The sequence below is a fragment of the Pseudomonas massiliensis genome (assembly GCF_000826105.1).
GTDB lineage: Bacteria > Pseudomonadota > Gammaproteobacteria > Pseudomonadales > Pseudomonadaceae > Aquipseudomonas > Aquipseudomonas massiliensis.
Genome location: NZ_CCYK01000006.1, coordinates 926749 through 950877 on the forward strand (window position 1 = coordinate 926749; position 24129 = coordinate 950877).

Sequence of the window (24129 nt, forward strand, 5' to 3'; positions counted from 1 at the left end):
CTGGTTTCGCCGCCCGGCGCGGCGGCGTCAGCGAGCAGCCCATGCCAGACACTTTCCCCATCCTGATCACCGGTGCCAGCCAGCGCCTCGGCCTGCACTGCGCCCTGCGCCTGCTGGCGGACGGCTACGCAGTGATCGGTACCTACAAGACTGAGCGTCCCGGCCTGGACACGCTCAAGGCAGCCGGCGGCACCGCCTTGTATGCCGACTTCAGCGATGAAGCCGGCATTCGTCGTTTCATAGATGAACTCGGCGCCCGAACCGTGGGCCTGCGCGCCATTGTCCACAACGCCTCCACTTGGCAGCCTGATGGCAGCGAGCACAGCGCCGCGCCCTTCCAGGCCATGTTCAATGTGCACATGCTCGCGCCCTACTTGATCAACCTGGCCAGCGAGCCGTTGCTCAGGGCAAGCCCGAAGGCTGACATCATCCACATCACCGATGATGTCACGCGCAAGGGCAGCGCCAGGCACAGCGCCTACTGCGCAACAAAGGCCGGGCTCGACAGTCTGGTGTTGTCCTTCGCCGCTCGCTACGCTCCGGCGATCAAGGTAAACGGCATCGCGCCGGCGCTGATCGCCTTCAACGAACAGGACGACGACGCCTACCGGCGCAAGGCGCTGGCCAAGTCCGCGCTGGGCATCGAGCCTGGCGCAGAGGTGATCTACCAGAGCCTGCGCTACCTGCTGGATAACTGCTACGTTACGGGTACGACCCTGACCGTCAATGGCGGTCGGCATCTGAAATGAATCTGGGAGCTTGAACCATGCCGCATCTGGAGCCAGGAATGGCCCGAATCCGGGTCAAAGACCTTCGCCTACGGACCTACATCGGCATCAATGAGGACGAGATCCTCAACAAGCAGGATGTGTTGATCAACCTGACCATCCTGTATCGCGCCAGCGACGCGGTGCGCGACAACGACATCGACCATGCCCTGAATTACCGCACCATCACCAAGGCGGTGATCGCGCTGGTAGAGGGCAACCGCTTCGCCTTGCTTGAACGCCTGACCCAGGAAATCCTGGACCTGGTCATGACCTACGAAGCGGTTGCCTACTGCGAGACGGAAGTGGACAAACCCCATGCCTTGCGCTTCGCCGAATCAGTGTCCATTACCCTGGCCCAGCAGCGCTGAGGCCCATTGCCCGGCGCCGAAGACGCTTTTATCATCGCCGCCCCCACGAACCGCAGGAGCCTGCACATTGAACGATCAACAGCGCCTGGAGCTCGAGGCCGCGGCCTTCCGCCGCCTGGTGAGTCATCTGCGTGAGCGCACCGACGTACAGAACATCGACCTGATGAACCTGGCCGGTTTCTGCCGCAACTGCCTGTCCAAATGGTACAAGGCCGCCGCCGACGAACAAGGCATCCCGCTGGAGCAGGACGAAGCTCGCGAGGCGGTGTACGGTATGCCCTACGGCGAATGGAAACGTCTTTATCAAACAGAAGCCAGCCCGGCCCAGGCCGCGGCCTTCGCCCAAGGGAAACCTCATGACTGACATCAATGCCTTCCGTGCCAGCCTGGAAACCGGTGAGCATCTGTTCGCCGAAACCCTCGCCTTCGTCGCCGACCATTACGATTATGCCCCGCAGGCCTTCACCAATGGCGACGTCAGCAACGCTGCCGGCCAGAACGAAGGCTCGTGCAAAACCCTGGCACTGGCTCTGCTCGAGGGTCTGAGCGATGAAGAAGCGCTACTGGCGTTCGGTGAACATTACCGCGCCGTGCAGGCTACCCCTGAGGGCAGCGACCACGCGAATATCCGTGCGCTGATAGCCCACGGGCTGGCGGGGGTGCGCTTCGAGGCGCCTGCTTTGACGCCGAAGGTGCCGCGGGCCTGAGCACGACTTGGCCTTTGCAGCGACCCCCGTCGTTTCGGCGAAGGGGAAACCATTGACGCTGATATGAGCCAGCAGCGCCGGCGAATGCCCAGCTCACATGCCCTTCGCCAGCGGCCGCTGGCGCCGACTGAAAGATCGGCAGGGCATGCACGCCGGCAAACGGTATCGCGTCTTGCTGACTCGCTTACTCGAAGGTCGCGTTCTGCAGGCCGTCGAGGTAACGCTCCACGTCCAAGGCGGCCATGCAGCCGGCGCCCGCCGAGGTGATAGCCTGGCGATAGACGTGGTCGGCCACGTCACCCGCGGCGAATACGCCTTCGATGTTCGTGGCGGTGGCGTTGCCCTCGCGGCCGCCCTTGACCACCAGGTAACCATCCTTGAGCTGCAATTGACCTTCGAACAGCGAGGTGTTCGGAGTGTGGCCGATGGCGATGAATACGCCGTCTACCTTCAGCTCCGACGTGCTGCCATCGTTGTTCTTGAGACGGGCCCCGGTCACGCCCATGTCGTCACCGAGCACTTCGTCGAGCACGGCGTTGAGCTTGAGCTCGATCTTGCCCTCGGCGACCCGGGCATGCAGCTTGTCGATGAGGATCTTCTCGGCGCGGAAGGTTTCACGGCGGTGAACCAGGGTCACCTTGCGCGCGATATTGGCCAGGTACAAGGCTTCTTCCACGGCGGTATTGCCGCCGCCGACCACGGCGACGTCCCGATTGCGGTAGAAGAACCCGTCGCAGGTGGCGCAGGCCGAGACACCCTTGCCCATGAAGGCTTCTTCCGATGGCAATCCCAGGTAGCGCGCGCTGGCGCCGGTGGCGATGATCAGCGCGTCGCAGGTGTAGGTCCCGTTGTCGCCCTTGAGGGTGAAGGGCCTGGCGGCCAGGTCCACGGCGTTGATATGGTCGAAGACGATTTCCGTCTCGAAGCGCTCGGCATGCTCCTGCATGCGCTGCATCAGCGCCGGGCCGGTCAGGCCGTGGGGGTCGCCAGGCCAGTTATCCACCTCGGTAGTGGTGGTCAGCTGTCCGCCAGCCTGCAGGCCAGTGATAAGCAAGGGCTTGAGGTTGGCCCGCGCCGCATACACGGCAGCGCTATAGCCGGCAGGGCCAGAGCCCAGGATGATAACGCGGGAATGACGAAGGTCGGACATGACAAACTCCTGTCGAACGGCTCGCTCATCCGCCGTTCGTGGTGCCGGCGGGCCGGCTTGAGATGAAAAGAAATATTGGCGCAAGGCTGCTGGTTGAAGCCTGCATTGGCCGCCCTGATCCTTCCGAGTCGTACATCGGCCGGAATGACGGATCAGGCCTGTGCAAGCTCGGGCGAAGCCAGGGACGTGCCAGGGTACGCTAGTGGGTGAAGCTTAACGAGACGCGCCCAGGATGGGAAATACCCTTTGGCAATTCTTGCCATAGGGCGGCCCTATATGGATGCTCGGCTGATAGCAGTGCCCACAAAGTGACACTTTGTTTCAAGGAGCCCCGAGCGCTTTTCTGGCAGACGCAAAGCCGGTACCGTGCGGCTTCGTCCTTGTGCTGAGAGCGTTTTTCCCATGCCACCGTCTGTACTGTCTGGCCCTGGTTACCTGCGTGAGGGCCTCAAGCTGGTCCTCAGCCCGGGCCTACGGTTGTTCGTGCTGCTGCCGCTTTCGATCAACCTGATCCTGTTCCTCGGCCTGATCTACTTTGCCGGCCATGAATTCGGCGCCTGGGTGCGCCAGCTCATGCCTACCCTGCCCGATTGGCTGGGCTTCCTGAACTACCTGCTCTGGCCGCTGTTCATCGTGCTGGTGGTGCTGATGGTGTTCTTCACCTTCACCATGGTCGCCAATATCATCGCCGCGCCCTTCAACGGTTTCCTCGCTGAAAAGGTAGAGGTGGTGATACGCGGCCGAGACGACTTCCCCCCCTTCCACTGGGGCGAACTGCTGGCCATGATGCCTCGTACTCTGGGCCGGGAAATGCGCAAGCTCGCCTACTACCTGCCTCGCGCCGCAGCCTTGCTGGTGGTTTCGCTGATACCAGGGATCAACGTACTGGCCGCGCCGCTGTGGCTGTTGTTTGGGGTCTGGATGATGGCGATCCAGTACATCGACTACCCGGCGGACAACCACAAGATGAGCTGGCAGGCCATGCTCGAATGGCTGCGGCGCAAGCGCTGGGCGAGCTTGAGCTTCGGCGGCATCGTGTACCTGGCCCTGCTGGTGCCCTTGCTCAATATCCTGATGATGCCTGCGGCGGTAGCGGGCGCGACGCTGTTCTGGGTGCGGGAAAGCGAAGGCCTGCCGACTACCGTGCCTTAGCCTACGCCGACGCGCTCGTCATGCCGGCCTGAATGGCGCTGCCGATAATGGGCATCGGTAACGCCATCGGGACTGCTCTCAGCGATAGGGCCCGGAAGAGGCCAAACCTGCCATTCAGCTCAGGTGGCCCAACGCTTCCCGGCTGAACGGACGAATCTCTTGCTCCCTGCCCTCTTTCACTTTCAGTGCCCAGTCCGGGTCCACCAGCAAGGCTCGGCCTACGGCCACCAGATCGAACTCTCCGCTTTCGAGACGGGACAGCAGGTCATCCAGGCGAGCGGGCTGCGCCACTTCGTCTGTTTTGCCCATGAACTTCAGGAATTCCCCGTCCAGGCCCACGCTCCCGACCGTAATCACGGGCTTGCCGGTTAGGCGGCGCGTCCAGCCCGCCAGGTTCAGATCCGCGCCGTCGCCCGATATTTGCGGGAATTCCGGTTCCCAGAACCGCCGCGTCGAGCAATGGAAGATATCCACACCGGCCTCGACCAAGGGCTGAAGGAAGGCTGCCAGCGCCTCAGGCGTGGTGGCCAGGCGAGCGTTGTAGTCTTGCTGCTTCCATTGAGAGAAGCGGAAAATGATCGGAAAGTCCGGCCCCACCGCCGCCCTGACCGCTTGCACCAGCTCGATAGCGAAGCGCGAACGCCCTTCGGGCGAGCCACCATAACGGTCCGTGCGGGTATTGCTGTCTGCCCAGAAGAACTGGTCGATCAGGTAGCCATGGGCGCCGTGGATTTCCACCGCATCCATGCCGATGGCCTTGGCGGCCGCGGCAGCCTCGGCAAAGGCCTGGATGACATCCAGGATATCGCCCTCGGTCATGCCATGGACCACAACCTGGTCGCCTTTATGCTTCTCCACCGGCCCATAGCCGGGAACGGTGCCATCAGGCTCTGTACCGAGGCGGCGCACATTGCCCACATGCCACAGCTGGGGGGCGATCTTGCCACCCTCGGCATGTACCGCCTCTACCACGCGACGCCAGCCGGCCAGGGCGTCCTCACCATGGAACCGTGGTACGTTCGGGTAGCCATTGGCGGCCGGGTGATCGACAGTGGTGCCCTCGGTAATGATCAGCCCCACTCCGCCAGCGGCACGGCGACGGTAATATTCCACCACCTGCTCAGTGGGAACGCCGCCGGGAGAGAAGGAGCGGGTCATGGGTGCCATCACCACGCGGGAAGCCAGCGTCAAGGGACCATATACGAAGGGGTCGAACAGGTTATGCACAGACATCGGCGCCGCCTCTGGGGAGTTCAGTGCCAAAGCTTAAAGCCACGGAAGTGGAGGGCCCAGCATTATTGACCAGGGTTATCGCCAGGCTGCACACAAAGTGATCCGAGGCCCGGCGTCGCGCGAACCTAGCCCGGGCCTTCAGCGAGCGCCGCCTCGATGGCGGAGATGACCTCCGGGGCCTGCGGCAAGGTACGAGGCGAAAAGCGGGCAAGTACTCGGCCATCCCTGCCGATGAGGAATTTCTCGAAATTCCAGGTGATGTCGCCAGGAAAGGTCGCCCCCTCCCCGGCCAGCAGACGGTACAGTGGCTGACGCTCTGCCCCGTTCACATCGGCCTTGGCGGCCAAGGGGAAGGTCACGCCGTACCGGGCGCTGCAAAAGCCCTGGATATCCACGGCAGTGCCGGGCTCCTGCCCGGCGAATTGGTTGCAGGGCAACCCCAGCACGCTGAAACCTTCAGGCCCGAAACGCTGTTGCAGCGCTTCGAGGCCTTCGTACTGCGGTGTAAGGCCGCACTGAGATGCCACATTGACCACCAACACCACCTGCCCCGCAAAACGGTTCAACGGAAGCTCGCTTCCGTCCAGAGCGGAGAGTCGAAGATCGTAAAACTCGCTCATGCAGCCTCCTTGCGCGGCAAACATGCACAGCTCAACCGAAGGGAAGACCTGTCAGTGGTGGTGGCCACCTTCGCCATGGACGTGGCCATGGGCGATTTCTTCTTCGCTGGCATCACGGACGTTGACAACCTTGACCTTGAAGGTCAGGCGCTGGCCGGCCAGGGGATGGTTGCCGTCCACGGTCACGTCATCGCCGTCCAGGTCACGGATGGTGACGATTTGCATCTGGCCATCCGGCGCCGAGGCATGGAACTGCATGCCGACTTCCAGTTCGTCCACGCCTTCGAACATGCTGCGGTTCAGGGTGCTGACCATTTCGGCGGAATATTCGCCATAGGCGTCTTCCGGCTCGATGGTGACATCGACTTCGTCCTGGGGCTGCTTGCCTTCCAGGGCCTTTTCCAGGCCAGGGATGATGTTGCCGGCGCCGTGCAGGTATACCAGCGGGGCACCGCCGGCCGAGCTGTCGATGACCTCACCAGCATCGTTGGTGAGGGTATAGTCGATGGACACAGCCTTGTTGGCGGCAATGAGCATGGGGTAAGACCTTTGCACAAGAGATTGGAAGACCTCAGTGTAAACAAGCATGGGGCCGATTGCGAATGTGAGCGCGGCTCTGGCGACAGCCGATGCGTAACCGGCTTTGACCAGGACGGGCATGGGGACTGGTTCGTGCGCTTGTGCTGCGGGCATACCCAGCACCTGCGTCACGCGCCACCCTGGCAGTCGCGCCCCTGGGTGCTGGATCCCCACGCACGGGCGCGGCGCATCGGCCAGCCTTTCGCCTGCGGCTGGTGCGCGCAACGCGGTTTTGGCGTTAACCTTGGTTCCTCCTGACCCTCGCTGACCCGGGCATGCACTGTGTAGCACCATGGCCCGCCATGCTGACCGAGAGAACCCATGCAAACCTTTTTCATCGCGCCCACTGACTTCGGCGTAGGCCTGACCTCCATCAGCCTTGGGCTGATCCGCACGCTGGAAAGGGCCGGGCTGAAGGTAGGCTTTTTCAAGCCGGTCGCCCAACCGCACCCCGGCGATACCGGGCCCGAACGCTCCACGGAGCTGGTGGCGCGTACCCATGGCCTCAAGCCGCCCGCCCCGCTTCCCCTGGGCCAGGTAGAGCGCATGCTGGGAGACGGCCAGCTGGACGAGTTGCTCGAGGAAATCATCACTCGCCACCAGCGGGCCGGCATCGGCAAGGACGTGCTGGTGGTCGAAGGCATGGTGCCGACGCGCCAGGCCAGCTATGCCGCGCGCGTCAACCAGCACATGGCCAAGAGCATGGACGCCGATGTCATCCTGGTGTCGGCGCCGGAGAGCGAGGCGCTGGCCGAGCTGTCCGGGCGGGTGGACCTGCAGGCCCGACTGTTCGGCGGCGCCAGTGACCCCAAGCTGATCGGCGTGATCCTGAACAAGGTGCGTACTGAAGAAAGTATCGAACAGTTCGCGCTGCGCCTGCGCGAGCACTCACCCCTGTTGCGCGCAGGTGACTTCCGCCTGCTGGGCTGCATCCCTTACCAGCCTGAGCTCAACGCGCCACGTACCCGAGACGTCGCCGAACTGCTGGGCGCCCAGGTACTCAATGCCGGCGATTACGAACAGCGACGGATGTCCCGGATCATCATTTGCGCCCGTACAGTGCTCAACACCCTGGAATTGCTCAAGCCCGGCGTGCTGGTGGTCACCCCTGGGGATCGCGACGACATCCTTCTGGCCGCGGCCCTGGCTTCGCTCAACGGCGTTCCCCTGGCCGGCGTCCTGCTGACCAGCGACACCCGGCCCGACCCGCGTGTACTGGACCTCTGCCGTGGCGCGCTCCAGGCCGGGCTGCCCGTGCTGTCGGTGAGTACCGGTTCCTACGATACCGCTACCCGGCTCAACCAGCTCAACAACGAGATACCCGTAGACGACCGGGAGCGCGCCGAGCACGTGACCGACTTCGTCGCCAGCCACCTGGACGCGGACTGGTTGCATCAGCGTTGCGGCTCACCTCGAGAGTTGCGGCTGTCCCCGGCGGTGTTCCGTTATCAACTGATCCAGCAGGCTCAGGCCTGCGGCAAACGCATCGTGCTGCCCGAGGGCAGCGAGCCGCTGACCGTACAGGCCGCCGCCATTTGCCAGGCGCGGGGCATCGCTCGCTGCGTGCTGTTGGCCAAGCCCGCAGACGTAGAGGCGGTGGCGCGCGCCCAGGGCCTGGATCTACCCCCTGGGCTGGAGATACTCGACCCGGATGCCATCCGTGCCCGCTATGTAGAACCCATGGTGCGGCTGCGCAATAGCAAGAACCTGAACGCGCCCATGGCTGAACAACAGCTGGAAGATCCGGTGGTGGTCGGCACCATGATGCTGGCACTGGATGAGGTGGACGGCCTGGTGTCCGGGCTGGTTCACCCCACCGCCAATACCATTCGCCCAGCCTTGCAGCTGATCAAGACCGCACCTGGCTGGAACCTGGTGTCTTCTGTGTATTTCATGCTGTTCCCCGACCAGGTGGTGATGTACGCAGACTGCGTGATGAACCCGCATCCCGACGCGACGGAGTTGGCCGAGATCGCCCTGCAGAGCGCCGACTCCGCCCAGGCCTTGGGGATCGCCCCGCGCGTGGCGATGCTCAGCTACTCCAGCGGGCAGACGGCTACCGGCGAAGATGTGGAGAAAGTTCGGGAAGCCACTCGCCTGGCCCGGGAGGCGCAACCAGGGTTGTTGATCGACGGCCCGCTACAGTACGACGCCGCCGCCAACGAGACGGTGGCCAGGCAATGGGCTCCCCGTAGCGAGGTCGCCGGCCGGGCCACGGTATTCGTGTTCCCGGACCTCAACAGCGGCAACACCACCCACAAGGCCGTACAGCGCAGCGCGGGCTGCGTCAGCCTGGGGCCAATGCTGCAAGGGCTGCGCAAGCCGGTCAACGATCTGCCCCGAGGCGCCCAGGTGGACGACATCGTCTATACCATCGCGCTTACAGCCATCCAGGCCAGCCGCCCGAGGCGCTGACCCCGATACGCGCCTCTGTCATTGCTGAGCGGGCTGCTGGTATTGCTGGCCTGGGATCGGCTTGAGGTTGACCTCGACGCGGCGATTCTGGGCGCGGCCATTGGCGTCGGCGTTGCTGGCGATAGGCTGGTCCGGCCCGGCGCCGCGCACCGACAGCCGCGACGCATCCACGCCCTGGGAGCTGAGGTAGGTACTCACGGCCTGGGCCCGCTGCAGGGACAGGTCCATGTTGTGCTGGCGGCTACCGGTGCTGTCGGTGTAGCCAACGATCTCGATGGTGTTCTCGTTGAACTGCTTGAACGACGTGGCCAGGTTGTTCAAGGGCGCATAGAAACCAGGGGCGATGGCGGATGAGTCCGTGGCGAAGGTGATATTGCCCGGCATGATGAGCTTGATCTGGTCCCCCTGGCGCTGCACTTGCACCCCGGTATCGGCCATGCTTTCACGCAGGGCTTTTTCCTGCCTGTCGGCATAGTAGCCGTAACCCGCCGAAGCGGCGCCTACTACCGCGGCACCGATCAGCGCACCCTTGCCTCGGTTGTTGTGATCGATGGCGGCGCCTGCCACCGCACCGGCCAGGGCACCGAGACCGCCGTACTTGGCGGTGTTGCTCACACCCTGGCCAGCTTGCCCCTGATCCTGGTTGGCATAGGGGTTCTGTCCGGCGCAGCCGGACAACAGGGCGACGACGGTGGCAGTGATCATCAGGCGGCTTGGCGTCAGCATGAAAAACTCCTGGGTGGACATGTATGAGGCGTGCAACCGGGCAAGGCTGCGCTTGGCGATTTGAACCCGCGCCCATGCCCTTCTTCCAGTGACAATTGTTTCACCGGCTTTCTCAACCGGTTTCTCGACCAGGCTGCGGCCACGGCCCCAGACGCTGCGCCACCGCACCGCTTGTCAGAATGCCATCAAGGATGCCCGCGGATCGCCGTTAACCCACGCAGTAGCGCCATGGACGGCGATATTCCGCTATTGCATACGGCTGTCCGCCTCCAGGCGAGGCTCAGCCACGCCGAGACATTACCATGATCGACCTGACTACCTGGAACCTTACCCTTCCCGTCCCAGCGCCGACGCTCACCGTCGCGACCGCGGCCATGCCGACGCTGCAGACCTCCTATTTCACCAATACTGGCGACAAGATCGTTTTCTGGGCACCGGTCACCGGCTCCGCCTCCGGCACGAGTGATTTCCCTCGCTCGGAACTGCGTGAAACCTTGGCCGACGGCAAGGCCCGCAATTGGCTTTACAACAGCGGCCTGAATACGCTCAAGGGCACCTTGTCAGTGAACCAGGTCCCGTCCAACGGCCGGGTAGTGGTGGCGCAGATCCACGCCAAGAATGCTGCCGCACCCTTGCTCAAGGTGGTGTACCGCTACGCCAACGGTACGGGCAACATCGACCTGGAATATCGCGTCAACCCAGCGGATGCGAAGAGCCCGGTGGCCTACACGGTACCCAACGTACCGCTGAACAAGGCGTTCGCCTATGCCATCCAGATGAACAAGCAAGGCAAGCTGACCGTGCTGATCAACAACACCGGCCCGCAGATCTCGCTGGCGCCGTCCTGGCATGGGTATGCCTTCTACTTCAAGGCGGGGGTCTACACCCTGGATAACACCGGCCCGGTGACCGAAGGCGGGAAAGTGACCTACACCCGGTTGGACGTAAGCCACCTGTAACTCCGGGCGTAGAGACCGTCCTTGCCGTTATCTCGCGGGCAGGGTCGGCAACGCGCCACGCCCGGTCGCCGCCAAGGCGTGCTGCTACGGCGAGCAGCACGGTATCTCGCCGTAGCAGCCGGCCTTGGCCGCGACCAGGGGTGGGCAAGATCAGCCGGTAACTTCGGGCGTAGGGACCGCCCTTGCCGTTATCTCGCGGGCGGGGTCGGCAACGCGCCACGCCCGGTGGCCGCCAAGGCGTGCTGCTACGGCAGACAGCCCGGTATCTCGCCGTAGCAGCCGGCCTTGGCCGCGACCAGGGGTGGGCAAGATCAGCCGAACCGGCCTGTGATGTAGTCTTCGGTCTGGGTCTTGTTGGGCTTGGTGAAGATGGTGTCGGTATCCCCGTGCTCGATCAGCTCCCCCATGAACATGAAGGCGGTGTAGTCCGAGCAGCGGGCGGCCTGCTGCATGTTGTGGGTCACGATGATGACCGTGAACTGTTCCTTGAGCTCAGTGATGAGCTGCTCGATCCGGCCGGTGGAGATCGGGTCCAGGGCGGAGGTAGGCTCGTCGAGCAGCAGCACTTGCGGGCGCAGGGCGATGGTGCGGGCGATGCACAGCCGCTGCTGTTGACCACCGGACAGGCTCTGCGCGCTCTGCTTGAGCTTGTCCTTGACTTCATCCCAGAGGGCAGCGCCACGCAAGGCCTGCTCGACGCGCTCTTCCATCTCGCGACGGTTGAGCCGCTCATGGTGGCGCACCGCGTAGGCGATGTTGTCGAAGATCGACATGGGGAATGGCACCGGCTTCTGGAACACCATGCCCACATGGCTGCGCAGGCGGTTCATGGAGTAGCCAGGGGCCAGGATGTTCTCGCCGTTGAGCAATACTTCGCCCTTGGCTTCCTGCTTGGGGTACATCGAATAGATACGGTTGAACACCCGCAGCAGCGTGGACTTGCCGCAGCCGGACGGGCCGATGATGGCCGTCACGTGCTTTTCCGGGATGTCCATGTTGATCGACTTCAGCGACCGATGGGCACCATAGAAGAACTCGAGGTCGCGCACCTGGATCTTGGTTCGTTTCGGGGCGAGGGTATTCATTAGTGGGACCTATCGCGCAAAAGAATGAGGCGGGAAAGCAGGCTGAGCATCAGCACGAACATGGTGAGCACCAGGGCACCGGCCCAGGCCAGCGCGTGCCAGTCCTCGAAGGGGCTCATGGCGTACTGGAAGATCACCACCGGCACGCTGGCCATGGGCTTGAGCACGTCGGCGCTCCAGAACTGGTTGCCGAACGCGGTGAACAGCAGGGGCGCGGTTTCACCCGTGATGCGCGCCAGGGCCAGCAGCACACCGGTGATGACACCAGCGCGGGCAGCGCGCAACACGATCTGCAGGGTCAGCTTCCACTGGGGCACACCCAGCGCCAGCGCGGCTTCACGCATGGTGGTCGGTTGCAGCTGAAGCATTTCATCCGTGGTGCGCACCACCACCGGAATCACCAGCAAGGCCAGGGTCAGGGCACCGGCCAGGGCAGAGAAGCCTACCCGGTGATCGGTCATCGCGCTGACCGGCAGGATGAACGCGGTGTAGATGAACAGGCCCAGCACGATGGATGGCGCCGACAGCAGGATATCGTTGATGAAGCGCACCGCCATGCCCAGCTTGGTGTGGCGGGCGAACTCGGCCAGCCATACGCCGGCCATCAGGCCGATGGGGGTGCCCACCACCAGCGCAATCAGCGACATCAGGGCGCTGCCGAAGAAGGCGTTCGCCAGGCCGCCCGGACTGCCCGGCGGCGGGGTCATCTCGGTGAACAGTGCGGTACCCAAGGCCTGGAAGCCGTTGGTGAAGGTGGTGATGAGGATCCACACCAGCCACAGCAGGCCGAACAGGGTGGCACCGCAGCTGAGCACCAGCGCTAGTTTGTTCTTGAACGCCCGCAGGCGATACAGGTTTTCGTTAGGCGAACTCACAGGCCCTCCTTGCGCGACAGGCGCATCAGCATCAGGCGGGCACAGGCCAGCACGATGAAAGTGACGACGAACAGCAGGAAGCCCAGGCCGATCAGGGACGAGCGATGCAGGTCCGTATAGGCTTCGCTGAATTCGTTGGCGATGACCGAAGCGATGGAACTGCTTGGCATCAGCAGCGACGCCGACAGCTGGTGGGCGTTGCCCAGCACGAAGGTCACCGCCATGGTTTCACCCAGGGCACGGCCCAGGCCCAGGAATACCCCGCCGACCACCGCGGTGCGGGTATAGGGCAACACGATGTCCCAGACCACCTCCCAGGTGGTGCCACCCAGGGCATAGGCCGATTCCTTCAGCGCCACGGGCACCGTGCGGAACACTTCATTCATCACCGAGGTAATGAACGGAATGATCATGATCGCCAGCACGATGCCCGCGGTCAGGGTACCGATACCCAGCGGCGGGCCCTGGAAAAGCGCGCCCACGCCGGGAATGGCGCCGAGATGGTCATTGATCCAGGGTGCCAGGTGCTCGGCCATGAAGGGGGCGAACACGAACAGCCCCCACATGCCGTAGATGATCGAAGGGATCCCTGCCAACAGCTCGATGGCGGAGGCGATCGGCATGCGCAGCCAAGGCGGCGCGACTTCGGTCAGAAAGATCGCGATGCCGAAGCTCACCGGTACGGCGATCAGCAGCGCGAGAAGAGAGGTCACCAGGGTGCCGTATACAGGTACCACGGCGCCGAACTTGCCGGCGACGGCGTCCCAGTCGGTACTGGTCAGAAAATCCAGGCCAAAGGTTCGGAAGGCTTCACTGCCGCCCCACAGGGTCGAACCGGCGATGCTGGCCAACAGGATCAGCACCAGCATGGCCGCGCCGCGCACGGTGCGGCGGAACCATAGGTCGTGGCGTTGATCCTTGGCCGCGCGGGCTTCACTTACACTCTGGCGCTCGGCGGTCATCGTGGTCAGCACTTGAGAATTGTCGGTCATCGGTAGGGCCACTCATGGCAAATCCCCCAGCCAGCGCGAGGCCGACTGAGGGATGGCTTCGGGTTGCGGTTACTTGGCGAACTCGGACTGCCAGTAGCCTTCGATGCGTTTAACCAAGCTGTCCGGCAGGGCGACGTAGTCCAGCGCGGCGGCTTGTTCCTGGCCTTTTTCCAGGCTCCACTTGAAGAAGTCGAAGGCGGCCTTGCTCTGCTCGGCGTTCTTCGGCTGCTTGTACATGATCACCCAGGTGGTGGCAGCGATCGGCCAGGCGTTGTCGCCCGGAGCGTTGACCATCAGCAGGTTGAAGTCCTTGGCGTTGGCCCAGTCGGCGGTGTCGGCGGCAGCCTGGAAGGTCTTCATGTCCGGGGACACGAACTTGCCGGCGGCGTTCTTCATCTGGGTGAAGGCCATGTTGTTGGTCTTGGCGTAGGCGTATTCGACGTAGCCGATGGAGCCTTTGATCTGCTTCACGTACGCGGCGACACCTTCGTTACCCTTGCCACCCACGCCCACCGGCCACTGCACGGTACTGCCGGCGCCGGCTTTCCATTCGCCGCTGGCTTTCTGCAGGTAGTTGGTGAAGTTGAAGGAGGTGCCGGAACCGTCCGAACGGTGAACCACGGTGATCTTGTCGCCTGGCAGCTTGACGCCGCTGTTCAAGGCGGCGATGGCTGGGTCGTTCCAGGTGGTGATGGTGCCCTGGAAAATCTTGGCCAGGGTTTCGCCGTCCAGCTTGAGCTGGCCAGGCTGAACGCCTTCGACGTTGATCACGGGTACTATGCCACCGATGACCACAGGGAACTGGCCCAGGCCGGCGGCCTTGAGGTCGTCAGCGCTCAGCGGGGCGTCGGAAGCACCGAAATCAACGGTTGCCGCCTTGATCTGCGCAATGCCGCCACCGGAACCGATCGACTGGTAGTTGATGCGGTTTTCGCTGTTCTCGGAGTATGCCGCGCTCCACTTGGACAGAACGGGGTATACGAAGCTCGAGCCCGCGCCGGTGACGGTGGCCGCATGGGCAACACCAGAAAGGCACAGCGAAGCCAGCAAAATCGATAGGCGATTTTTGGTCAGCAGTTTCACGGCAACACCTCTGTTGGTTCCGGTGGAGTCATTCCACGGGAGTTGGCCGTGCTGATTTAAAGCCTTGAATGTGACCTTTTGATGACAGTCTCTTTAAAACATGGCATTAGGACATTGCCTGGCCGCCGCTTCGGCGGCCAGTTCGTGAGGCAGGTCAGCGAATGCCGTCCTGGCGCAGGGCATTGGGGTTGTATTCGGATGAATTGGCGGTGAACTCGAAGTTGTAAGCGCGTTTTTCCTCGTTCTTCATGCCCAGGGCCAGGTAGCGACCGCTCTGCAGGTCATAAAGGGTTTCCAGGGTGGTCCAGGGTACCTGGTAGTTGTAGTAATTCTGCGCGTGGGCCTCGGCGACCCGCCACAGGGCGCCGCGCCCGTCGTAGTGGTCGATGACCGCGGCCTGCCAGGTGTCCTCGTCGAAATACATGTCTCGCTTGGCGTAGATATGGCGCTGCCCGGACTTGAGCGTGGCAACCACGTGCCATACTCGGCGCAGTTCGTAGCGGGTCAGGTCCTGGTTGATATGGCCGGGCTTGATGATGTCAGCGTACTTGAGGCTGGGGGAATCCAGCTTGTAGCTGTTGGCGGGGATGTACATCTCCTGCTTGCCGACCAGCTTCCAGTCGTAGCGGTCCGGCGCGCCGTTGTACATGTCCAGGTTGTCCGAGGTGCGCATGCCATCCGCCGCGGTGCCCGGGCCGTCGTAGGCCACCTGCGGCGCCTTGCGTACCCGACGCTGGCCGGCGTTGTAGATCCAGGCTTCGCGGGGTTCCTTGACCTGGTCGATGGGCTCGTGCACCAGCAGCACGGTACCTGCCAGGCGCGCCGGGGCAGTGACTGCCTGCTTGAAATAGAACAGGATGTTGCCAGGGTTGTTGGGGTCGTGATCTTTCATGCGATCCCGGAACACAAAGGAATCGTTGAAGTACACCAGGCTGTAGTCGCCATTCTGCTGGGGCGTGGCCTGGGTCACGGTGCGGCTGACCGCGCCGCCTCGATAACGGGTAATGTGGTTCCAGATGACTTCCAGGCCGCTTTGCGGAATGGGAAAGGGAATGGCCGTCTTGAAGTTCTCCAGGCCATTGCCCTCCCCTACCAGCCTGGTCTGGGTGGCGTTCTCCTTGATGGCGGCGAACACTGCATCGGGCACGGTGGCGCCGCGATGACCGGGGTATACCGGCAGCCGGTAGGTATCGGGGTAGCGCTTGATCATCGCCACCTGGCCGGGAGCGAGCTTGCCGGCGTATTTGTCCACGTTCTTGCTATCGATCACGAACAACGGCTTTTCACTGGCGTAGGGATCGGCCAGGAAACCCTTGGCATCCACGGCGCCGGCCGTCTTGGGCATGGGCGCCCAGGCCGGAATGGAGCCGTCCGCATTACCCGCTTTTTCGGCGCCCATGGGCGTGAGGCTGCCGCCAAGCTTGGCGGCCTCAGCCGCCGACACCGCTGCCCAGGTATTGGCCGCCGCCAGTGCCCAGCCCAATACCGACACCCATGCCACTGTTTTTATGGTGTTCATCCTGTGCTCACCCTTTTAGAAATTCACGCCAAAGCTCATGGCTACGAAGTCGCGGTCATCCACGGTGCTGTACTTGCCGTCGAAGAAATTGGTGTAGTACAGGCTCGCGGTGTAGGTATTGAGGTAATCGGCATCCAGCCCGAGGCTCACCGCCTTGCGCCCCTCTTCGAAGTTGCCGCCAGGGCTGGGCGAGTAACCGTCGACGTCGTGGGACCAGGCGATGCTGGGCTTGAGGTTGACCCCTGCAATGGCATTGTTGAAATCCCAGATGGCACGCATGCGATAGCCCCAGGAATCGGTGGTGGTGAAGCCGTCATTCTCGCAGTACCGGCTCAGGTTGTTCTGCGGGCCGCCAGCCAGGGTGCCGGCATTGAGGGCCTGGCATTGACCATTGGGCAATGGGCCAGGGCCGTAGCTCGGGTCTCGCCCGTAGCGCAGCTTGGATGAGCTCTCTAAACCTCCCACGTGGGTCCAGCCCACTTCACCTACCAGCGTAAGGCGGTCGGCGCCCATCACCTGGTCGAAGAAATGGGTGAAGGTGGTTTGCAGCTGGGTGATTTCCTTGCGCCGGTAGCCGGGCTGGTCTGTGCCGGGCGAGCCCTGCAGTTGCGACACGTTGGAGTTGAGCGGCGACAGGCCTGAATAAAGGATATCCGTGGTGTTGATCTGTACCGGCGCATTGGGCCGGTAGCTGATCTCGCCGCTCCAGGCCGTGCCGGTGGGCAGGGTGGTGGAGAAGCTCAACCCGTAGAGATGGATGTCCTCGGGGTACTCAACGTAGTAACTGCCGTTGCCCGCCACCACCACGGGCAGCAAGGTGGATGCCAGCGCGCGCGCGGTGGCCGCCGGGATACCCGAACTGGCCAGTGAGCTCACCAGGTTGGCCGCGCTATAGGCACTGGCGGAGCCACCCCGGCCGCTGAAGATGGGCAGCCGGCTATGGTAGTTCATGTAGTAGGCGCCGAATTCGGTATCCAGCGGCTCGAAGTTGTAGCGCATGGCCAGGCCAAACTGGCCACTGTCCCGTGCGTCGCGGTCCGGCCCGCGGGCCACCACCACGCCTTCATTGCTGAAGTTCACCCCCTGCCTGCCGAGGCTGGTGAGCACCGCCGAGCGCGCCGCGCTGGGCAAGCCCGCGGATGCCAGAGCACTGCTCAGAGCGGTACCGGTACGCAATACCGCCAGGTTGTCGTTGCAACCGTCAGCGATGACATCGCCCTGGGAAAAGAAGGTGCCGCAGTTGTCCACCACGGTCTGGTCCCACTCCAGCTGGTAGAAGCCTTCGGCCGAGAGATTGTCGGTCAGGTTCTGCGACAGATAGAACATGTTGACCGGAATCAGTCCTTCCTTGATTTCCGCGCCGGGTCGGCGGAACGCGGAAACGTCCACCGGGTTGATGCTGTTGATGGAGTTACCGATGAAGGTGCTTTCGCCCCAACTCACCACCTGCTTGCCCAGGCGTACCGTGCCGGGCAGGTCGCCGATGCTGTAGTTGTGGTAGACGAAGGCATCGAGCAGTTCGGCCCCGGAGGATTTCGCGCCCTCCTTGCGTCCCGAATCGCTGATGTCCCTGAACTGACGGCTCTCGTCCTTGAGTTCGAAGTCGTACCAGTACTTGCCGCGCAGGAACACCCCGGTGTCCTTGTACTTGAGCTCCAGGTCGTGGATGCCCTTGAAGATCTTGGAGAAGGTTTCGCCACGCTTGAAGTTCAAGTGACCGTCATCGGAAGTTTGCGAGAGGCCGCGCCCACCGTTGTTGACACCGATCAGGTTCTTGTTGGGGCTGGCGGTGGACCAGCTGGCGCCGATGGACAGCGAAGAGTCGAATTGGCCTTCGATTTCGCCAATGTTGAAACTGACCGCCATGACGGGCGTTGCGAAGGTAGATGCAAGGCTGACAGCCAAGGGCAAGCGTCCTCGCTGCCAGAGGGTACGGATGGACTTCATCGACACTACTCCATGTTCATTCTTGTTATTGGGAGCGGCCAGGCGCCGGGGGCTTGCAGACCAGTCAGGCAGCCCCGATTCGACTATAGCCAGCCCAGCGCGAATGCTCTTGCAGTGATGTATCACAATATTTACCAGTGATGGCCAATTGGGCTTGAGGCAAGCGCCACGAACAGAGGCAAGCATGGCCCAAATCATCGATTTGGCAAGTCAAAGGCGTGGATGGATCGCTCTAGCACGCGGCCTGGCCAGGTTCAGCCCGCGCGGATAACGGGTCCTGAACCTGATCAGGCGCTGTCAGGGCGCGGCGTGTAAGCGGGTGGAAACCCGAACGTCCCCGGCGGCATTGCCGATGCGCGGCATCAATGCACTTCGCTGAGCGCGATCTTCACGCCCAGGGCGATCAGCACGGCACCCATGGTGCGGTCGAACCAATGACCGATGCGCGCGAACCCGGCACGCACGCGGTCATGGCTGAACAGGCGCGCCACCATGCAGAACCAGGCGGCGGTGGCCACTGCCAGGTATACCCCGTAGCCAGCCTGGATGAACAAAGGTGTATGCGGATTGATCACCACCGTGAACAGCGACAGGAAGAACAGGGTCGCCTTGGGGTTCAGCCCATTGGTCATGAAACCGGCGACATAAGCGTCCTTCGCAGACCTGCGCGGTGCCTGGCTTGCCGCCTGGTCCGGACGTTGCGATCCGGGCTTGGCGCGCAAGGCCTTGAAGCCGATATACAGCAGGTAAGCCGCGGCCAGCCATTTCAATGCGTTGAACAGCACGATGGACTGGGAAACGATCAGGCCAATGCCCAGCAAGGAGTACCCCACATGGAGGAAGATCGCTGACCCTACACCCAGTGCCGTCCAGGTGCCCGCGCGCCGACCATGGGTCACGCTCTCACGCACCACGACGGCAAAATCCGGCCCAGGGCTGGCTACCGCCAGCAGATGGATGGCCGCTACGGCCAAGAATTCACTCCAATACATAAAGGCACTCTCCTGATGTAACAAAATCGTCCAGCGGGTACCTTAACCCTTCGCTGGCCCCCCTGACAGATACAGTTCAATGCGAAGAGGCCCCATGACCGCAACCCACCACGCCGTTTTCCTCGATTACAGCACTCTGGATCTGGGTGACCTGGATGCTTCCCCCTTGCGCCAGGCTTTCGACAGCCTCGACCTGCACGAGCGCACCGCGCCGGAGGACGTCGCCGCCCGGCTGCGCGGCGCGCAGGTCGCCATCAGCAACAAGGTGATGATCGACCAGGCGACCCTGGCCCAATGCCCGGAGCTCAAGCTGATACTGGTGTCCGCCACAGGCGTCAATAACGTAGACCTGGCCGCGGCGGCACGCCGGGGGGTGACGGTGTGCAACTGCCAGGGCTATGGTACGCCTTCCGTGGCCCAGCATACCCTGATGCTGCTGCTGGCCCTGGCGACTCGCCTGCCCGACTACCAGCAGGCCGTGGCCGAGGGGCGATGGCAGCGCGCTAGTCAGTTCTGCCTGCTGGACTACCCCATCATGGAACTGGAAGGGAAAACCCTCGGCCTGCTTGGCCATGGTGAGCTGGGAAGCGCGGTGGCCCGCCTGGCCGAAGCCTTTGGCATGCAGGTGCTGCTGGGACAGCTGCCCGGGCGCCCCGTCCGGCCAGGCCGCCTGCCCTTGGCCGAGCTGCTTCCCAGGGTGGACGCGCTTACCTTGCACTGCCCATTGACCGAGCATACCCGCGGCCTGATCGGCGCTCGCGAACTGGCCATGCTCAAGCCTGGTGCGTTGCTGGTCAATACCGCCCGAGGCGGCATCGTCGATGAATCCGCCCTGGTCGAGGCATTGTGCAACGGACACCTGGGCGGAGCCGCCACTGACGTGCTCAGCGTGGAGCCCCCAGCCGAGGGTAACCCCTTGCTCAGCCGCGAGGTGCCGCGATTGATCGTCACCCCGCATTGTGCCTGGGGTAGTCGAGAGGCCCGCCAGCGCATCATCGGTCAGATGAGCGAGAACGCCTTGGCGTTCTTCGCCGGACAGCCGCTACGCGTGGTGGCCTGAAGCGCCTCTGGTAAACTCGGCGTTTTTTGCCAGGAACTTGCCAATGGACCCGCGCAGTGAAGTACTGCTTCGCCAGGCCTCTCTTTTCGAAGGCCGTGTTCTGCTGGCCGGGCTACCCGCCGATGGCTTGCTCGGCCAGCTACCCCAGGCCCTTGGCTGGAGCTGGAACGCAGCGGATCACGCCGCCCTGTCTGCGCGCTCCCCGCAGCGGACAGGCTTTGGCGTAACGCCGCCTGACCAGGACTTCACGGCTGCGGTACTTTTTCTCCCCAAGGCGCGGGAGTTGTCCAGCTACCTGCTGCAGGCGCTCGCCGCCCGCCTGGCCGGGCGCAGTCTGTTTCTGGTGGGCGAGAAGCGCGGTGGCATCGAAGGGGCCGCGCGGCAGTTGAACAGCTTCGGCCGCGCCCGCAAGCTCGACAGCGCCCGTCATTGTCAGCTGTGGCAGGTGGATATCGAGCAGGCACCGGCCGCGCCGGACCTGGAGAGCCTTGCCCAGCGCTTTACCCTCGAAGTGGAGGGGGCGGCCAGCCTGAACGTGGTCAGCCTGCCCGGGGTGTTCAGTCATGGTCGACTGGACCGGGGTACCCGCTTGCTGCTGGGGCAACTGGACGCCCTGCCCATGGGCCACATGCTCGATTTCGGCTGCGGTGCCGGCGTAGTGGGCGCGGTGCTCAAGCGTCGCTACCCACAGGCGAGGGTGACCTTGCTGGACGTGGATGCCTTTGCCGTGGCCAGCGCGCGCCTGACCCTGGACGCCAATGGCCTTGACGCGCAGGTGACCTGCGGCGATGGCATCGCCGCGGCGCCCGAAGGGCTGAGCGCGATCGTCAGCAATCCGCCCTTCCATACTGGCGTGCACACCGACTACCGTGCCAGCGAGGCGCTGTTGCAACGCGCCAGGGAGCACCTGGCGCCAGGTGGCCAGGTTCGCATCGTGGCCAACAGTTTCCTGCGCTACCAACCCTTGCTTGAAGCCCATCTGCGCGAATGCAAGGTGCTGGCCGAAGGCGATGGCTTCCGTGTCTACCAGGCCGCGCGCTGAAAGCGCTTGCGCTTTGGGGGGCGGCTAGGCAGAATCCGCTCCGTCCTAGGGGAGTAGTCTCCATGGGGTTCAGGTAGCGCAGCTCAAGTCGCGGCTCAATGCCGGCAGGGCAGCCTGAATCCTGGCATGCGTCAACATACTTGGCCCTCAGGCCATGGCGCTGCGACCTCCGTGCCCATCCGTGGCACCGGCCGGTTTGACAAGACCTATGACACGTTCACCTTACCCGGGGCGGGGAGGCTGTACGTGTCATAGCTGTGTTGACCCGCCCCTGTAGGAATCGTGATGCTCGAATCGCTCCTTGTCCCTACCGGCGTGGTGGCGCTCGCCGAAATCGGTGACAAGACCCAACTGCTGGCGCTCATCCTGGCCGCGCGTTTTCGCAAGCCCTGGCCGATCATCGCCGGGATCATCGCCGCTACCCTGGCCAACCATGCCGCGGCAGGCGCCGTCGGTGCCCTGGTCAGCAGCTACCTGTCCGATACCGTCCTGCACTGGATACTGGCCGCCAGCTTCACCGCCACCGCCCTGTGGACTCTGGTGCCTGACAAGATCGACGACGATGAGACCCGCACCAGCAAGGCCCATGGCGCGTTCGTCACCACCTTGATCGCTTTCTTCCTGGCCGAGATCGGTGACAAGACCCAGGTCGCCACGGTAATGCTGGCGGCGCAATATCCGCATCTGATCCTGGTCATCATCGGTACCACCCTCGGCATGCTGGCCGCCAACGTGCCCGTGGTGCTCGCCGGCAACTTTGCCGCCGACAAGCTGCCGCTGACCCTCATCCGCCGGCTGGCGGCCCTGTCCTTCTTCGTACTGGCCGCGTTCGCCGTCTATGAAGCAATGAAGGTCAGCGGCTGGGTTTAACTTTTGCGGGCCGCCTGGTACAGGGGCTGAACCTTGGGAATGGCGGCTTCCAGCGCGGCGATGCGATTGGCGCTGGAAGGGTGGGTACTGGTGAATTCGGGCGGTGCGCTGCCCGACTCGGCCGCGGTCATTTTTTTCCACAGGCTGATGGCCGCATTGGGGTCATAGCCTGCCCGGGCCGCCAGTTCCAGGCCCAGCAGGTCCGCTTCGTTTTCATTGGCGCGGCTGTTGGGCAGAGTAAGACTGTATTGCACCACGGTATCGGCCAGAGCCAGGCTGTCCTGGCTCAATCCCAGCAACGCCCCCGCGCCCGTACGGGCCATTTCGATGCCATAGGCCTTGGACATGGCCTCCCGACCATGCTCGCGCAAGGCGTGGGCGATTTCATGCCCCATCACTGCGGCCAGTTCGTCATCGCTGAGCTTGAGGGTGTCGATCAGGCCGGTGTACACGATGATTTTCCCGCCAGGCCCGCAGTTGGCGTTGAGCTCATCGCTCTTGATCACATTCACTTCCCAGTTCCACTGAGCCGCGTCCGGTCGCAGTCTCGGGGCCTGGGCAATCAGGCGGTCAGCCACCGCCTGCACCCGCTTGGCTTCACTGCTGCCCTTGTCCAGCACACCCTTGCCTGAAGCCTCGGACAGGGTCTGCTGATAGGACTGGGCGTACATCTGGTTCACCTGCTCGGTGGAGAGCATGCTGAACATGTATTGCTTGCGCTCCACGCCTACGGCGTCGCCGCTGGTGGTATTGACCGCCTGGCAGGCCACGAGCAGCAGGCTGCTGGCCAGGACGGAGAGGATGAACGGTTTGCGCATGGAAGGCTCCCTGTGGCTACAGAGCGCCATGCTAGCAGCAAGGTAACAGGCTGGACACAATGTGCGGCTTTCACACTGCCGGCGTCAGGCACTCCGGGGCATTGAGCTTGGGATCGTTGACCAGGTTGGCCAGCGGCCGCTCCAACAGCGGCGCTGGCGGCTGGGCCAGCAACGAATGCAGCCGGGGCAAGGGCATGTCAGGGTCCAGCCAGGCGGCCTGGCCCGCCTCGTCCAGAATGATGGGGCGGCGCTGGCTGGCCGCGGCCTGGGTGACGATGGCCATGCTCAACCACACCTGCTCCTGCACAGGAAAAGCCTCCCAGACGGCAGCGAAATAGAGAAACGAGCCTTGGGCGGGAGTGAGCCAGTAAGGCCGCTTGCGCACCGCCCCCCGCCATTCGTAAAAGCCATTGGCCGGCACCAGGCAGCGCCGGGCGCGAAAGGCTTCGCGAAACATCGGCTGCTCGGCCAGGGTTTCGGCCCTGGCATGAGCGGGGGTCCGTGACATATCGGTCAACCAGGGCGGGGTAAGCCCCCAACGCGCCGGGGCCAGCGTGCGCGCATCCGCCTCGGCCCGCAGGATAAGCACCTGCTGGCCTGGGGAAATATTCCAATGGGCCTGGTGTCCTGCCGGGAAACCTGGCAGGCCAGCGAAGGCCGGAGCCCATCGGAACAACGCAAAACGACCGCACATGCAAACGCACTCCAGCTCAGCACAACAGGGTACCTGGGTAACTGTCCGGCTCGTCGGCAGGCAGCACCAGTGCGGCATTGTACGCACCGATCAGCGACCGCGCGCGCTCGGCCTGCTCGTCGGCCACCAGTAGCCCCAGCAAGCCAAGCGCGGGCAACTCCCCTACCCCGCCCACCAGATGGCGGCCGCTCAGGTGGGCCTGGATACCTTCATTGCCAAGCATGCTGAGCAGCATCTCGGCTTCCAGCAAGGTCTCGGGTTCGTAGATACGACGCATCATTCGTTCTCACCGCGCACGTCCAGCGACCAGCGCTCGCCATCGGTGACCAGGTGGAATTCCAATGGCCGGCAGCACACCGGGCAATCTTCGATGTAAGCCTGCTCTCCGGCGGAGAGGTCCAGCACCGCTTCCACGATTTCGCCACAGCATGGGCATTGGTACCGCTCGGTTTCCAGCATCGGGCTACCCCTGC

At 63.5% G+C, this 24129-nt stretch carries 27 protein-coding genes; 11 read left to right on the top strand and 16 right to left on the bottom strand.

Going from position 1 to position 24129, the window contains the following annotated elements:
* Nucleotides 1-41: 41 nt before the first annotated feature.
* From folM to BN1188_RS10300, 4 genes are all read left to right on the top strand, one after another.
* The gene (folM, locus tag BN1188_RS10285) at nucleotides 42-749 is read left to right on the top strand and encodes a dihydromonapterin reductase (RefSeq protein ID WP_040261293.1); all 708 of its coding nucleotides are present in this window, start codon (nucleotides 42-44) and stop codon (nucleotides 747-749) included.
* A 17-nt stretch (nucleotides 750-766) separates the two neighbouring features.
* A complete protein-coding gene (gene folX / locus BN1188_RS10290) occupies nucleotides 767-1138 on the top strand; it encodes a dihydroneopterin triphosphate 2'-epimerase (RefSeq protein WP_040261294.1) in 372 nt (123 codons plus the stop codon).
* A gap of 67 nt (nucleotides 1139-1205) precedes the next feature.
* The gene (locus tag BN1188_RS10295; RefSeq protein ID WP_040261295.1) at nucleotides 1206-1502 is read left to right on the top strand and encodes a DUF1244 domain-containing protein; all 297 of its coding nucleotides are present in this window, start codon (nucleotides 1206-1208) and stop codon (nucleotides 1500-1502) included.
* A complete protein-coding gene (locus BN1188_RS10300; RefSeq protein ID WP_040261296.1) occupies nucleotides 1495-1845 on the top strand; it encodes a HopJ type III effector protein in 351 nt (116 codons plus the stop codon). The genes BN1188_RS10295 and BN1188_RS10300 overlap by 8 nt, the downstream gene beginning before the upstream one ends.
* 184 nt (nucleotides 1846-2029) lie before the next feature.
* Here the strand turns inward: BN1188_RS10300 and trxB are convergent, their stop codons facing one another.
* Nucleotides 2030-2995: a thioredoxin-disulfide reductase gene (gene trxB / locus BN1188_RS10305; RefSeq protein ID WP_040261297.1), complete on the bottom strand. Its 966-nt coding sequence runs from the start codon at nucleotides 2993-2995 to the stop codon at nucleotides 2030-2032.
* Nucleotides 2996-3397: 402 nt separating this feature from the next.
* Here trxB and cysZ point away from each other — a divergent pair, with 402 nt between their 5' ends.
* A complete protein-coding gene (cysZ, locus tag BN1188_RS10310) occupies nucleotides 3398-4147 on the top strand; it encodes a sulfate transporter CysZ (RefSeq protein WP_040261298.1) in 750 nt (249 codons plus the stop codon).
* A gap of 114 nt (nucleotides 4148-4261) precedes the next feature.
* Here the strand turns inward: cysZ and BN1188_RS10315 are convergent, their stop codons facing one another.
* The 3 genes from BN1188_RS10315 to BN1188_RS10325 all read right to left on the bottom strand — a co-directional run bounded on the left by BN1188_RS10315 (nucleotide 4262) and on the right by BN1188_RS10325 (nucleotide 6537).
* Nucleotides 4262-5380: an NADH:flavin oxidoreductase gene (locus BN1188_RS10315; RefSeq protein ID WP_040261299.1), complete on the bottom strand. Its 1119-nt coding sequence runs from the start codon at nucleotides 5378-5380 to the stop codon at nucleotides 4262-4264.
* Nucleotides 5381-5505: 125 nt separating this feature from the next.
* On the bottom strand, nucleotides 5506-6000 hold the full coding sequence (locus BN1188_RS10320; protein WP_040261300.1) for a glutathione peroxidase: 495 nt from the start codon (nucleotides 5998-6000) through the stop codon (nucleotides 5506-5508).
* 51 nt (nucleotides 6001-6051) lie between these two features.
* Nucleotides 6052-6537 carry an FKBP-type peptidyl-prolyl cis-trans isomerase gene (locus BN1188_RS10325; protein ID WP_040261301.1) on the bottom strand — a complete coding sequence of 162 codons (486 nt, stop codon included), beginning with the start codon at nucleotides 6535-6537 and terminating at the stop codon, nucleotides 6052-6054.
* A gap of 12 nt (nucleotides 6538-6549) precedes the next feature.
* Between BN1188_RS10325 and BN1188_RS10330 the strand changes: the two genes are divergently transcribed.
* Complete coding sequence (locus BN1188_RS10330; RefSeq protein WP_084596197.1) at nucleotides 6550-6837, top strand: DUF3565 domain-containing protein; 288 nt, start codon at nucleotides 6550-6552, stop codon at nucleotides 6835-6837.
* Nucleotides 6838-6900: 63 nt separating this feature from the next.
* Entirely contained in the window at nucleotides 6901-8994 is a 2094-nt protein-coding gene (gene pta, locus BN1188_RS10335; RefSeq protein WP_040261302.1) for a phosphate acetyltransferase, read from the top strand.
* An 18-nt stretch (nucleotides 8995-9012) separates the two neighbouring features.
* Here the strand turns inward: pta and BN1188_RS10340 are convergent, their stop codons facing one another.
* Nucleotides 9013-9720 carry a YiaD family glycine zipper/OmpA-like lipoprotein gene (locus BN1188_RS10340; protein ID WP_040261304.1) on the bottom strand — a complete coding sequence of 236 codons (708 nt, stop codon included), beginning with the start codon at nucleotides 9718-9720 and terminating at the stop codon, nucleotides 9013-9015.
* A 302-nt stretch (nucleotides 9721-10022) separates the two neighbouring features.
* Here BN1188_RS10340 and BN1188_RS10345 point away from each other — a divergent pair, with 302 nt between their 5' ends.
* The gene (locus BN1188_RS10345) at nucleotides 10023-10679 is read left to right on the top strand and encodes a polysaccharide lyase family 7 protein (protein ID WP_040261305.1); all 657 of its coding nucleotides are present in this window, start codon (nucleotides 10023-10025) and stop codon (nucleotides 10677-10679) included.
* Between the two features lie 311 nt (nucleotides 10680-10990).
* Here the strand turns inward: BN1188_RS10345 and pstB are convergent, their stop codons facing one another.
* From pstB to BN1188_RS10380, 7 genes are all read right to left on the bottom strand, one after another.
* Complete coding sequence (gene pstB, locus BN1188_RS10350; RefSeq protein WP_040261307.1) at nucleotides 10991-11764, bottom strand: phosphate ABC transporter ATP-binding protein PstB; 774 nt, start codon at nucleotides 11762-11764, stop codon at nucleotides 10991-10993.
* Entirely contained in the window at nucleotides 11764-12639 is an 876-nt protein-coding gene (gene pstA, locus BN1188_RS10355) for a phosphate ABC transporter permease PstA (protein ID WP_040261308.1), read from the bottom strand. Before pstA ends, pstB begins: the two co-directional genes overlap by 1 nt.
* Nucleotides 12636-13631: a phosphate ABC transporter permease subunit PstC gene (gene pstC, locus BN1188_RS10360; protein ID WP_052469230.1), complete on the bottom strand. Its 996-nt coding sequence runs from the start codon at nucleotides 13629-13631 to the stop codon at nucleotides 12636-12638. The genes pstA and pstC overlap by 4 nt, the downstream gene beginning before the upstream one ends.
* Before the next feature lie 69 nt (nucleotides 13632-13700).
* Entirely contained in the window at nucleotides 13701-14714 is a 1014-nt protein-coding gene (gene pstS / locus BN1188_RS10365) for a phosphate ABC transporter substrate-binding protein PstS (protein WP_040261309.1), read from the bottom strand.
* Between the two features lie 154 nt (nucleotides 14715-14868).
* Nucleotides 14869-16233, bottom strand: coding sequence for a DUF1329 domain-containing protein (locus tag BN1188_RS10370; protein WP_040261310.1), 1365 nt, complete (start codon nucleotides 16231-16233; stop codon nucleotides 14869-14871).
* A gap of 15 nt (nucleotides 16234-16248) precedes the next feature.
* Entirely contained in the window at nucleotides 16249-18180 is a 1932-nt protein-coding gene (locus tag BN1188_RS10375; RefSeq protein ID WP_040261311.1) for a DUF1302 domain-containing protein, read from the bottom strand.
* A 362-nt stretch (nucleotides 18181-18542) separates the two neighbouring features.
* On the bottom strand, nucleotides 18543-19172 hold the full coding sequence (locus BN1188_RS10380) for a LysE family translocator (protein WP_040261312.1): 630 nt from the start codon (nucleotides 19170-19172) through the stop codon (nucleotides 18543-18545).
* Nucleotides 19173-19266: 94 nt separating this feature from the next.
* Between BN1188_RS10380 and BN1188_RS10385 the strand changes: the two genes are divergently transcribed.
* The 3 genes from BN1188_RS10385 to BN1188_RS10395 all read left to right on the top strand — a co-directional run bounded on the left by BN1188_RS10385 (nucleotide 19267) and on the right by BN1188_RS10395 (nucleotide 22144).
* Nucleotides 19267-20232: a 2-hydroxyacid dehydrogenase gene (locus BN1188_RS10385; protein ID WP_040261313.1), complete on the top strand. Its 966-nt coding sequence runs from the start codon at nucleotides 19267-19269 to the stop codon at nucleotides 20230-20232.
* A gap of 43 nt (nucleotides 20233-20275) precedes the next feature.
* Nucleotides 20276-21274 carry a class I SAM-dependent methyltransferase gene (locus BN1188_RS10390; protein WP_040261314.1) on the top strand — a complete coding sequence of 333 codons (999 nt, stop codon included), beginning with the start codon at nucleotides 20276-20278 and terminating at the stop codon, nucleotides 21272-21274.
* Nucleotides 21275-21559: 285 nt separating this feature from the next.
* On the top strand, nucleotides 21560-22144 hold the full coding sequence (locus tag BN1188_RS10395; RefSeq protein WP_040261315.1) for a TMEM165/GDT1 family protein: 585 nt from the start codon (nucleotides 21560-21562) through the stop codon (nucleotides 22142-22144).
* Here the strand turns inward: BN1188_RS10395 and BN1188_RS10400 are convergent.
* The 4 genes from BN1188_RS10400 to BN1188_RS10415 all read right to left on the bottom strand — a co-directional run bounded on the left by BN1188_RS10400 (nucleotide 22141) and on the right by BN1188_RS10415 (nucleotide 24115).
* Nucleotides 22141-22962: a M48 family metallopeptidase gene (locus tag BN1188_RS10400; RefSeq protein ID WP_040261316.1), complete on the bottom strand. Its 822-nt coding sequence runs from the start codon at nucleotides 22960-22962 to the stop codon at nucleotides 22141-22143. The genes BN1188_RS10395 and BN1188_RS10400 overlap by 4 nt on opposite strands.
* Nucleotides 22963-23032: 70 nt before the next feature.
* Entirely contained in the window at nucleotides 23033-23656 is a 624-nt protein-coding gene (locus BN1188_RS10405; RefSeq protein ID WP_040261317.1) for an SOS response-associated peptidase, read from the bottom strand.
* 16 nt (nucleotides 23657-23672) lie between these two features.
* A complete protein-coding gene (locus BN1188_RS10410; RefSeq protein ID WP_040261474.1) occupies nucleotides 23673-23933 on the bottom strand; it encodes a putative signal transducing protein in 261 nt (86 codons plus the stop codon).
* On the bottom strand, nucleotides 23933-24115 hold the full coding sequence (locus BN1188_RS10415) for a CPXCG motif-containing cysteine-rich protein (RefSeq protein ID WP_040261318.1): 183 nt from the start codon (nucleotides 24113-24115) through the stop codon (nucleotides 23933-23935). Before BN1188_RS10415 ends, BN1188_RS10410 begins: the two co-directional genes overlap by 1 nt.
* Between the last annotated feature and the right edge of the window lie 14 nt (nucleotides 24116-24129).

Coding starts and splice junctions, on each gene's coding strand:
- BN1188_RS10415 (WP_040261318.1), bottom strand. CDS start 24,115: ATGCTGGAAACCGAGCGGTACCAATGCCCATGCTGTGGCGAAATCGTG.
- pta (WP_040261302.1), top strand. CDS start 6,901: ATGCAAACCTTTTTCATCGCGCCCACTGACTTCGGCGTAGGCCTGACC.
- BN1188_RS10385 (WP_040261313.1), top strand. CDS start 19,267: ATGACCGCAACCCACCACGCCGTTTTCCTCGATTACAGCACTCTGGAT.
- BN1188_RS10400 (WP_040261316.1), bottom strand. CDS start 22,962: ATGCGCAAACCGTTCATCCTCTCCGTCCTGGCCAGCAGCCTGCTGCTC.
- trxB (WP_040261297.1), bottom strand. CDS start 2,995: ATGTCCGACCTTCGTCATTCCCGCGTTATCATCCTGGGCTCTGGCCCT.
- BN1188_RS10320 (WP_040261300.1), bottom strand. CDS start 6,000: ATGAGCGAGTTTTACGATCTTCGACTCTCCGCTCTGGACGGAAGCGAG.
- BN1188_RS10370 (WP_040261310.1), bottom strand. CDS start 16,233: ATGAACACCATAAAAACAGTGGCATGGGTGTCGGTATTGGGCTGGGCA.
- BN1188_RS10300 (WP_040261296.1), top strand. CDS start 1,495: ATGACTGACATCAATGCCTTCCGTGCCAGCCTGGAAACCGGTGAGCAT.
- BN1188_RS10375 (WP_040261311.1), bottom strand. CDS start 18,180: ATGAAGTCCATCCGTACCCTCTGGCAGCGAGGACGCTTGCCCTTGGCT.
- cysZ (WP_040261298.1), top strand. CDS start 3,398: ATGCCACCGTCTGTACTGTCTGGCCCTGGTTACCTGCGTGAGGGCCTC.
- BN1188_RS10390 (WP_040261314.1), top strand. CDS start 20,276: ATGGACCCGCGCAGTGAAGTACTGCTTCGCCAGGCCTCTCTTTTCGAA.
- BN1188_RS10325 (WP_040261301.1), bottom strand. CDS start 6,537: ATGCTCATTGCCGCCAACAAGGCTGTGTCCATCGACTATACCCTCACC.
- BN1188_RS10340 (WP_040261304.1), bottom strand. CDS start 9,720: ATGCTGACGCCAAGCCGCCTGATGATCACTGCCACCGTCGTCGCCCTG.
- BN1188_RS10345 (WP_040261305.1), top strand. CDS start 10,023: ATGATCGACCTGACTACCTGGAACCTTACCCTTCCCGTCCCAGCGCCG.
- BN1188_RS10380 (WP_040261312.1), bottom strand. CDS start 19,172: ATGTATTGGAGTGAATTCTTGGCCGTAGCGGCCATCCATCTGCTGGCG.
- BN1188_RS10405 (WP_040261317.1), bottom strand. CDS start 23,656: ATGTGCGGTCGTTTTGCGTTGTTCCGATGGGCTCCGGCCTTCGCTGGC.
- pstC (WP_052469230.1), bottom strand. CDS start 13,631: ATGACCGACAATTCTCAAGTGCTGACCACGATGACCGCCGAGCGCCAG.
- folX (WP_040261294.1), top strand. CDS start 767: ATGCCGCATCTGGAGCCAGGAATGGCCCGAATCCGGGTCAAAGACCTT.
- BN1188_RS10410 (WP_040261474.1), bottom strand. CDS start 23,933: ATGCGTCGTATCTACGAACCCGAGACCTTGCTGGAAGCCGAGATGCTG.
- pstB (WP_040261307.1), bottom strand. CDS start 11,764: ATGAATACCCTCGCCCCGAAACGAACCAAGATCCAGGTGCGCGACCTC.
- BN1188_RS10315 (WP_040261299.1), bottom strand. CDS start 5,380: ATGTCTGTGCATAACCTGTTCGACCCCTTCGTATATGGTCCCTTGACG.
- BN1188_RS10395 (WP_040261315.1), top strand. CDS start 21,560: ATGCTCGAATCGCTCCTTGTCCCTACCGGCGTGGTGGCGCTCGCCGAA.
- folM (WP_040261293.1), top strand. CDS start 42: ATGCCAGACACTTTCCCCATCCTGATCACCGGTGCCAGCCAGCGCCTC.